Genomic DNA, 9,318 nt, shown 5'->3' on the forward strand with positions numbered 1-9,318 from the left:
GACGAGGTCGACCCGGCCAAACATTTGTTGCTAAAAGATGTTTGGCTTAGAATACGTGTTGCTTAAATGTTGCTCGATATATGTGTTCTTTGCAATGCTGTCCGCGTGCGCAGGCAGGCCCGCCACGGTGGCCGAGCGTGTTTCCGACCTTATCCGGGAATGCCGGCGCGCGAGCCGTTCCAGGGAAGTTCAGTGGTAGGAGAGTACGCCTTGCATCGAACCGAAGTGGTGAGCAAGGCGGGCTCGCTGACATCATGACAGGCGAGCGCAGGATCAAAGTTGCGAGCCACCGCGACAACGTCCCGCGGTTTGCGCCGAATTTCACCGTCTATGTGCTGCCTCCCGACGTTGTCTGCCTTTATTCCGAAGACCGGAAGTTCTTTCTTCACGGCGAGCTCTATTGTGCGCTCGCCTCTGCGATCGGAGAAGGCGGCAAGAGCTTTCAGGATCTGGTTGCCGAGTTGGAACCGAAATTTCCGGCCGACAAAATCGAGGAAGCGCTCAAACGCCTGATCGAGCGCCGGCATCTGGTCCCGGCCTCGCAAGCTTCCGCTGGTGCCGTAGCCGGCTTTTGGGCAACCCTCGGCCTGCCGCCCGGGACTGCGGAGAAAACTCTCGGGAATTGTCGCGTGGGCATTCAGTCGATCGACGTGCAGGGCGCAACCGAACTCGGTGCTGCCCTGAGCGAGCTCGGCGTTCGCGTCGTCAAGCGCTCCCCGGACCTGACGGTCACGCTGGTGAGCGACTATCTCGAATCACGACTGACCGAATTGAACCGGCAGCGCGTAGCGGACCGAAGGCGATGGCTGCTGGTCCAGCCCTCCGGCGCTTTCCCGCTGGTGGGTCCCGTGTTCGACCCCGGCCACGGCGCCTGCTGGACCTGCCTGTTCGATCGCATGATACGGAACCGGGAGGTCAAGGGGTTTCTCGACCGCGGCGCGGCGCGCGCTGTCGCCGTGTCACCTCTCGCGCGCAACATGGTCGGACAAGGCGCCATCCAGTTTGCCGCGGTCGAAATCGCCAAATCGATCGCCACCGACTTTCGCACCGAATTGCGCGATCACATCATCAGTCTCGACCTTTTGGGGGCGGCCGTCGTCAAGCATTACGTCGCAGCCCGACCGCAATGCCCGACTTGCGGCCGCAAGAAACTGCTCGACCCGCGCCGCGCGCCGGTGCCGATCGAACTGGCCGGCGGCGCCAAGCTCGTCATGACGAGCGGTGGATACCGGACCGTGTCGTCGCGGGCCACCGTGGCGCGTTTCCGCAAGCACGTCAGCCCTCTCACGGGGGTGGTCACGCGGCTCGAGCGGATCGAAGCCGATTTGCCCATGAACACCAACTATTATGCGGCGCACAATTTTTCGGCACCGGCCCAGAACGTCAATCAGCTGAGGGCGGGACTGAGCGGCGGCAGCTTCGGCAAGGGCAGCACCGCCGAGCAGGGCGAAGCCAGCGCGCTGATGGAGGCGATCGAGCGCTATTCGGGCATTTTTCAGGGCGACGAGATCAGGATGAAACGCCGGTTCACGGATTTCGCACCAGGCGATGCCATCCTGCCTAACGACGTCCTGCTTTTCAGCGACGCGCAATCGCAAGCGGATCAGACTTCGCACGACCACTCACACGAGACGCAGCCGGCCCCGCCTCCATTCGATCCATCAGCCAGGATCGAGTGGACACCGGTCTGGTCGCTGCGCGACCAGCGCTTCAAATACCTTCCAACCACCCAGTTGTATTTCTTCTACAGCGGTCCTGCCGCATTCCAGGCCGATTCCAACGGCTGCGCCGCCGGCAACACGCTCGAGGAAGCCATCGTCCAGGGATTTCTCGAGCTGGTGGAACGCGATTCGTATGCCATCTGGTGGTACAACCGCTTGCAACGGCCAGCACTGGATCTCGGCCAGTTCGACGATTCCTACGTCCGCGATCTGCAGACCCAGCTAGCCGAAACGGGCCGGCGGCTTTGGGTGCTCGATGTCACTAGCGATCTCGGCATTCCCTCCTTTGTGGCGATCTCGCACTGGATGCGGAACGGCCAGGAAAATATTGAATTTGGCTCTGGCGCGCATTTCGACCGCCGCATTGCCTTGCTGCGCGCGCTGACCGAGCTGAACCAGTTCCTGTCCATCGGCCTGATGGACGGCGGGACCGGCGAGAAACCGAGCCTCGACGGCACCAATCCGTTGCGCCTGCAGGACCATCCGTTTTTGACGCCCATCGACAATCCGACCGGACAGCCATGCTGCGGCCTCGATCTCGGCCGCATCGACAACACGCGCGAGCAGGTCAATGCTTGCGTTGCGATCGCAGGGCGCGCCGGCCTCGATTTTCTCGTCCTCGATCAGACGCGGCCCGACGTCGAGGTCCCGGTGGTCCGGGTCATCGTTCCCGGACTGCGGCATTTCTATCGCCGTTTCGCGCCAGGCCGACTTTACGATGTCCCGGTCAAACTCGGATGGCGAGAGCGGCCGCTCCCGGAAGGCGAACTCACTCCGTTCCTCCCCCATAGCTGAGGGTCATACCGGCTTGCGCGCTCCCGCAACAAAGAAGGGGCGGCGGATCGCTCCAGCCGTCCTTTCCGCCCGGATGGGCGGTCACATCATGCTCGAAGCGCAGGCCGACGGAAGTATTGTCGCCTGTTTCGATGGTCTTTCGGTCGGCCTGGGAAAGTTCAGCGCCGCTACGCTGGATCGCGCAAAGGTCCTGCGCACGGGTCTGGCACTCGCCTCGTTGGCGCCCGACGGCAGCGCCGTCGACCAGGAGATCGATCTGCTGGTCCGGCGCTTGGCCCGACGCGGTCTCCTGGAGTACCGGCTCGGGCCCGCGGACGGCAACGAGGACCAGGTTGTCATCGAACCGCAGGCTCCGGATTATTGGCCAAACATGCCCAGGCTCGGCGCCGACGAGGTTGTCGTGCTGTCGCGGTTTGCGTATCTGCGGCGTCGCGGCCACGAGATGGTGCTGGAATCTCCGCGTGCGGGAGCCCTGTTCCGGATCTGCGATCCCAAGGTCGCAGCCACCCTCGCTTTGCTGTCTACACCGCAAAAGATCACAAAGCTGCGGCGGCAGGAAGGGTTCCCGGGGGGCGAGCTTCTCGCCCTGCTGGTGGATTGCCAAATCCTGTTCAAGCCAGCCGCCGACAGCGGCACCGGTCTCCGTTCCGCCGAGGGCGACGACGACCTCGTGCTCTGGGATTTTCACGATCTTCTGTTCCACACCCGCAGCACCGAAGGCCGGCAGGCCAACCCGCTGGGCGGGATTTTTCCACATGCCGGCGTCCTGCCTCCGCTGCCCGCGGTACGGCCGCGCTGGCCCGGAAAAGAGATCGATCTTCTCGCGCGATCGGCCGCTTCTTTAGAGCTCCTCTCACCGGCGGCAAGGCTGCTGCATGAACGACATTCGACGCGCGAATTCGACGACCGGCATCCGATCACGCTCGCCGAACTTTCGCAGCTGCTCGATTTGAGCGCGCGTGTCCAGTCGAAATGGGTAAGCCCGCTCGACCCCGACGACGACGGCAGTCCTGTCATCGCTTACGCCGCCAGGCCTTATCCGTCTGCAGGCAGCGCTTACGAGCTCGAGCTCTATCTGGCCGTCGCCAATTGCCAGGGACTGGCACGCGGCTTCTATCATTACGACGCCGACCGACACGTGCTGGTGCCGATCGATGCGCGCGCCGACGTGCTTGAAGCGGTGCTCGTGTCAGCTCAATTCGCGATGGACGCACCAGCGCCGCCGCAGATCCTGATCACGATCGCGGCACGCTTTGGACGCGTTTCGTGGAAGTACAGCGCTATCGCATATGCGCTGATTTTAAAGGATGTCGGCGTATTGAGTCAAACGCTCTACATGATGGCAACCGATATGGGGCTGGGCGGATGCGCGATCGGCACGGTCGATATCGATCTGTTCGCGAAGATGACCGGCATCGAATTCCACGTCGAGGGCCCGGTCGGTCAATTCGCGATTGGCCGCGGCGCTCCGCCGGCAGCTTCCGGCTAGCCGAATGCACCATGCCGGGCACATCTCAAATGCGCCGGAGTTGATGCGGCCAGCGGACCTGTTCGACCGCCCGGGCCGCGCAGGGTCCGCAACAGGAATCCAGCCCGCGTCCGGCGGCGGCCTTGAAATCAACGTCTTTGCGTTCTTGAGAGGACGACAAGCAGGACCCCAAGATTTGCGTGATTCCCTTGGCCGGTGATTTTCCACGATCAACGGAATTATTGGGGCTGCACCGATGTTTTTTATCCTGATGGCGATCGGAAGACACAGGAGCGACCCTCGCAATGCCCACGGCTGCCCTCGTTTCGCTGGCCACCTCGGTCCCTCCCAACGTGTTCTTGCAGAAGGATGTCCTGGCCGCGGCGTGGGATGTATTCGGGCCACGCTTTCCGGAATTCTCGACGTTCTCCAGTCTCTTTGCCAATACCGGCATCATCAAGCGTCACGGCGTCAAACCATTCGAATGGTATCTTGAACCGCGCGGCTGGCCGGAACGTACCGAGGCCTTCCTCGAAGGGGCCGAGGCGCTATTCGTCGATGCTGCGCAGAAGGCGCTTTCGAGCGCGGATCTTGCCGGTGGCGATATCGACACCGTCGTGACCGTATCATCGACGGGCATCGCAACGCCGAGCCTCGAGGCGCGCGTCGCCCGTGCCATGGGTTTCCGATCCGACGTGATGCGCGTGCCGGTGTTCGGCCTCGGCTGTGCCGGCGGGGTTTCCGGCCTGTCGATCGCGGCGCGGCTGGCAAAGGCGCGACCGGGCACCAACGTGCTGCTGGTGGCGATCGAGCTGTGCTCGCTGGCGCTTCGTCACGACGAACTCACCAAGGCCAACATTGTCGCCATCAGCCTGTTCGGCGACGGCGCCGCCGCGATCATCCTGCGCGCCGGCGATGGCGGTGCGACCGAGATCGAGGATGCCGGCGAACATTTGTGGCCCGACACGCTCGGCATCATGGGCTGGAGCGTCGATCCGGAAGGGTTCGGCGTCATCTTCCAACGCACCATCCCCACTTTCGTCACCGACCATCTCAATCCCGCCGTGGTGCAGATTCTGGCGCGGATGCGGCTTTCGATGGCCGACATCGACCGCTTCATCTGCCATCCCGGCGGCACCAAGGTCATCGACGCGCTGGAAACCGCTTTCGCGCTCGGTCAGGGTACGCTCGACTGCGAACGGCAGGTGATCGCCGATTTCGGCAACATGTCGTCGCCCACGGTGCTGTTCGTGCTTGAGCAGGCTCGCGCCAAAGGGCTGCCAGCCCGCTCGCTGTTGACGGCGCTTGGACCGGGATTCACGGCGAGCTGCGTCGCGCTGCGGCACGCCGCGTGACCGCGGCGGAAATATTGCTGGCGGCGGTGACGCTGCAGCGCGCCGGCGAACTCGTGCTGGCGCGTCGCAACACCCAAAGGCTTTTGGCGCGCGGCGCGTTCGAGATCGCACCCGGGCATTACCCGCTGATCGTGGCCGTGCATTTGGCATGGCTGCTGTCGCTATGGCTGCTCGGACGCGATCATGCGTTGAACAGCGTCGCCTTGCTTTTCTATATCGGCTTGCAGGGTTTTCGTGGCTGGGTGATGTGGACGCTCGGCTCGCGCTGGACAACGCGGATCATTGTTCTGCCGGGAGAGCCTTTGGTGTCGAGCGGACCCTACCGGTTCCTGTCGCATCCCAACTATGTCGTGGTTGGCGCCGAGATCATCCTGCTTCCGCTGGTGCTAAAGCTGCCGCTCGTCGCCGCTGTCTTTACGATCCTCAACGCGTTGGTGCTCACGATCCGGATCCGGGCCGAAAACAGCGCGCTCGCCGCCTCTCGCGGGATCATCGTGCGGGATGCTCATGTCTGAGCTGGCCATCGCGCCGTGCGAGACGCGCGCCGCCACATGGCTGGGTTTCGTTCTGATGTGCCTCGGCATGTTCATGGCGATCCTTGACATCCAGGTGGTCGCGACGTCGCTGCCCACGATTCAGCATGCATTGTCGATATCGCGCGATGCCATGAGCTGGATCCAGACGGCGTATCTGATCGCCGAAATCATCGCCATTCCGCTGACCGGGTGGTTGACGCGCGTCCTGACGCTGCGCTGGCTGTTCGTCGGCGCGATCAGCCTCTTTGTCCTGGCCTCGATCGGCTGCGCTTTCAGCAACAGTTTCTCGATGCTGGTCAGCTTCCGTGTGCTGCAGGGGTTTGCCGGCGGCACGCTGATCCCCGCGGTTTTTTCCGCCGTCTTCCTGCTGTTTCCCATCCGTCTGCATCCGATCGCGACCACGATGGCCGGCATCATGGCGGTGCTGGCGCCGACCGTCGGGCCGGTGGCCGGTGGCTGGATCACCGAGACCTATTCCTGGCAGTGGCTGTTTCTGATCAACGTCGTGCCCGGCATCGTGGCGGCCGCCGCCACGCCCTTCCTGCTGCCGGCCGAGAAACCGGACTTCAGCAATTTGACTGCGTTCGATGCCTATGCGTTGATGCTGATGGCGACCTCGCTTTCAAGCCTGGAGATCGGGCTCAAGGAAGCGCCGCAATATGGCTGGCTTTCTCCCCTCTGCGCGGTGCTGTTCCTGCTCAGTGCAGTCGCCGCGACGGCCTTCGCCGTCCGAACGCTCAGGGCGCCGCATCCCCTGGTCGAGCTCTCAACGCTGAGCATCCGCTCGTTCACGGTCGGCTGCGCGCTCAGTTTCTGCCTTGGGATCGGACTGTTCGGGTCGGTCTATCTGATGCCGGTCTTTCTCGCTTATGTCCGGCGTCACGACGCGTTCGAAATCGGCACCATCATGCTTGTCACCGGCATGGCACAACTGATCGTGGCGCCGATTGCCGGCATGATGGAGAGCAGGTTCGATCCGCGCTGGTTATCGGCCGCGGGCTTCGGGCTGTTTGCGCTCGGTCTGGGTTACAGCGCCACCCAGAGCCGGGTTGCCGATTTCGACGAGATGTTCTGGCCGCAAGTGGTGCGCGGGGTGGCGATCATGTTCTGCCTGCTGCCGCCGACCCGGCTGGCGCTGGGCTGTTTGACGCCCGCGCGCGTGCCCGACGCCAGCGGCCTGTTCAATCTGATGCGCAACCTCGGCGGCGCGATCGGGATCGCGCTGATCGACACCATCCTATATGGGCGTACCGGAGCCCATGCCGAAGCGCTGCGCGACCGCCTGATCGCGGGCGACGTGTCGGCGGCGCGGGCGATCGGGCTTGACGTCGATTTGTTTCTGCATCGGCCGCCTGACGTGTCGGACGCCACCATCGAGGCCTATGTTCGTCCGATGGTGGAGAAGGCCGCGTTTGCGCTCAGCACGAACGAGGCCTGGGCCCTGCTCGCCGCCGCGGCGCTCGTGGGGCTGATGCTGGTTCCGTTCGCGGGCCCAGCTCCCACGGGCATCGACGCGGAGCGCTGAATATCACCGCGTCTCGTCAAAATCGCGGAAGTATTTAAAGCTTTCGAAAACTTTAACAGATTACCTCGGGATGACCTGAGGATCTGTGATGTCGAACTATTCCGCTGCGATCACCGGTAGCCCGGCACTCGCGCGCGGGCCAGCGAACGCGTTTATTGTGATTGCGATGCTGTGCGCCGCGGTCGCACTGGCCTTGGCTGCGCCCGCTTACCGGACCGGCCTGTTCGACGCCATGTCGACCGACGACGCCATGCGGCTGACCGAAGTGAGAGACCTGATCGCCGGCCAAGGCTGGTTTGACCTGATGCAGCACCGGCTGGATCCGCCGGGCACCCTGATGCACTGGTCGCGCGTGGTCGACGCGCCACTGGCGGCGCTGATCCTGTTGCTGAGGCCACTTCTGGGAATGCAGGGGGCGGAAGCCACCACTCTGGTGCTGTGGCCGACGCTGCTATTCGGCGCGAGCCTTGTTCTGGTTGCCGCCATCGCCAAACGAATGAGTGATGGCGCGAATCTGCACGCGGTGCAGCTGGCCGCTATTATCCTCGCCGCGCTGTCCGTCCCGTCTCTGGTTCACTTCCGCGCCGGCGCCATCGATCACCACAATTTTCAGATCACGCTGCTGCTGGCCTTTCTGATGTTCGCAAGCCGGATCGAGCGCAGCCGTGTCGACGCTTCGCTTGCCGGCATCGCGGCAACCCTGTCGCTTGCGGTCGGACTGGAGATGCTGCCGGCGATCGCAACGGCCTGCGTCGCTATTGCAGGCCTGCTGGTCTGGCGTGGCAGGATCGTATCGCCTCAAATTTTCGCGTTCGGCGCGACATTGGCGGGTTCGTCGATGCTTCTCGCCGCAGCGCTTTTGCCCCCGCATTCGCTTCCCGCCCCGGTATGCGATGCCTTTGGAGGGCCATTTCTGCTGCTGATCGCAGGCGGCGGCCTCAGCCTGATGATAACAGCCGGTGTCGATGCCTGGCGATCCACGATGGCCGCGCGCGCCGCCGCGGCAGCGGCCAGCGGGCTGATCCTGCTTGCGGCCTTTTTCAATTTATTTCCGGGATGCCTGGCATCGCCCTATGCGGCGGTCGATCCGCTGGTGGTCTCGATCTGGCTCGACCATGTAGCCGAGACCATGTCCTTGCAAACCCTGCTGCAACTGGAGCCGCAGAAAATTCCCGGCTACTTTGGCTTCCCCGCGCTGACATTAGCACTGGCGGTGGCGACAATTTTCCGCAGCCCACCAGGTTGCCGATTTCCGCTGCTGATTGCCGCCGTCACCTTGGCGGCGCTGATCGGGATCAGCCTGTGGCAGATGCGCGGCGCGGCGGGCGCGACCATGGTGGCCGCGCCGATTTTTGCGGTCAGCCTTGCCATCCTGTGGCCCGCCTGTGCGCGGGGTCGAAAACTGCTGCTGCTGGCGCTAATCGCCTCGCCGGCGAGCTTTGTCGGCTATGGCCTCGCCGCCCGGCCCGTGATCGACCGGATGAGGCCGCACTGGACGATTGCGCCAGAGGATGCGGCCTCCTCCTGTCGGACCGTTTCCAGCGTAGCGCCGCTCGCAGGTCTGCCGCGCGGCCGCGTGATGGCGCCGATCGACCTCGGTCCGGCGATCCTGGCCGCCACCGAACACTCGATCTTTGCAGCCCCCTATCATCGCAACAATGACGGCAACCTCGCGATGCTGCGCGTCATGCTGGGGACGACTCGCGAGGCGCAGCAAATCCTGAGGGAACGGCAAGTCGACTACATCGTCCTGTGTCGCGGCAGTCTGGAACAGCTCGAGTTCAAACAGCTGGCGCCGGATGGCCTCGCCGCGGGCCTCGCCCGCGGCGAGATACCGGATTTTCTGCAGCCGCTCGACCTGGTTGGCGCCGCCAAGCTGGCAATCTGGCGCGTGCGACGGGCGGGCGCAGCGGGCTAA

The 9,318-nt window shown here is 63.8% G+C and carries 6 protein-coding genes; all 6 read left to right on the top strand.

Annotated features, from left to right (window positions below; genetic code table 11):
* Positions 1-254 precede the first annotated feature (254 nt).
* Entirely contained in the window at positions 255-2,516 is a 2,262-nt protein-coding gene (locus ABSG20_RS02600; RefSeq protein ID WP_423862920.1) for a TOMM precursor leader peptide-binding protein, read from the top strand.
* Between the two features lie 88 nt (positions 2,517-2,604).
* A complete protein-coding gene (locus tag ABSG20_RS02605; RefSeq protein ID WP_423862921.1) occupies positions 2,605-4,005 on the top strand; it encodes a SagB/ThcOx family dehydrogenase in 1,401 nt (466 codons plus the stop codon).
* Between the two features lie 284 nt (positions 4,006-4,289).
* Positions 4,290-5,339: a type III polyketide synthase gene (locus tag ABSG20_RS02610; protein ID WP_423862922.1), complete on the top strand. Its 1,050-nt coding sequence runs from the start codon at positions 4,290-4,292 to the stop codon at positions 5,337-5,339.
* A complete protein-coding gene (locus ABSG20_RS02615; protein ID WP_423862923.1) occupies positions 5,336-5,854 on the top strand; it encodes an isoprenylcysteine carboxyl methyltransferase family protein in 519 nt (172 codons plus the stop codon). The genes ABSG20_RS02610 and ABSG20_RS02615 overlap by 4 nt, the downstream gene beginning before the upstream one ends.
* The gene (locus ABSG20_RS02620) at positions 5,847-7,400 is read left to right on the top strand and encodes a DHA2 family efflux MFS transporter permease subunit (RefSeq protein WP_423862924.1); all 1,554 of its coding nucleotides are present in this window, start codon (positions 5,847-5,849) and stop codon (positions 7,398-7,400) included. The genes ABSG20_RS02615 and ABSG20_RS02620 overlap by 8 nt, the downstream gene beginning before the upstream one ends.
* A gap of 88 nt (positions 7,401-7,488) precedes the next feature.
* Positions 7,489-9,318, top strand: a complete 1,830-nt coding sequence (locus ABSG20_RS02625; protein WP_423862925.1) for a hypothetical protein — start codon at positions 7,489-7,491, stop codon at positions 9,316-9,318.

Origin of the sequence: Bradyrhizobium sp., from assembly GCF_049512235.1 — a bacterium.
Taxonomy (GTDB): domain Bacteria; phylum Pseudomonadota; class Alphaproteobacteria; order Rhizobiales; family Xanthobacteraceae; genus Bradyrhizobium.

Coding starts and splice junctions, on each gene's coding strand:
- ABSG20_RS02600 (WP_423862920.1), top strand. CDS start 255: ATGACAGGCGAGCGCAGGATCAAAGTTGCGAGCCACCGCGACAACGTC.
- ABSG20_RS02605 (WP_423862921.1), top strand. CDS start 2,605: ATGCTCGAAGCGCAGGCCGACGGAAGTATTGTCGCCTGTTTCGATGGT.
- ABSG20_RS02610 (WP_423862922.1), top strand. CDS start 4,290: ATGCCCACGGCTGCCCTCGTTTCGCTGGCCACCTCGGTCCCTCCCAAC.
- ABSG20_RS02620 (WP_423862924.1), top strand. CDS start 5,847: ATGTCTGAGCTGGCCATCGCGCCGTGCGAGACGCGCGCCGCCACATGG.
- ABSG20_RS02625 (WP_423862925.1), top strand. CDS start 7,489: ATGTCGAACTATTCCGCTGCGATCACCGGTAGCCCGGCACTCGCGCGC.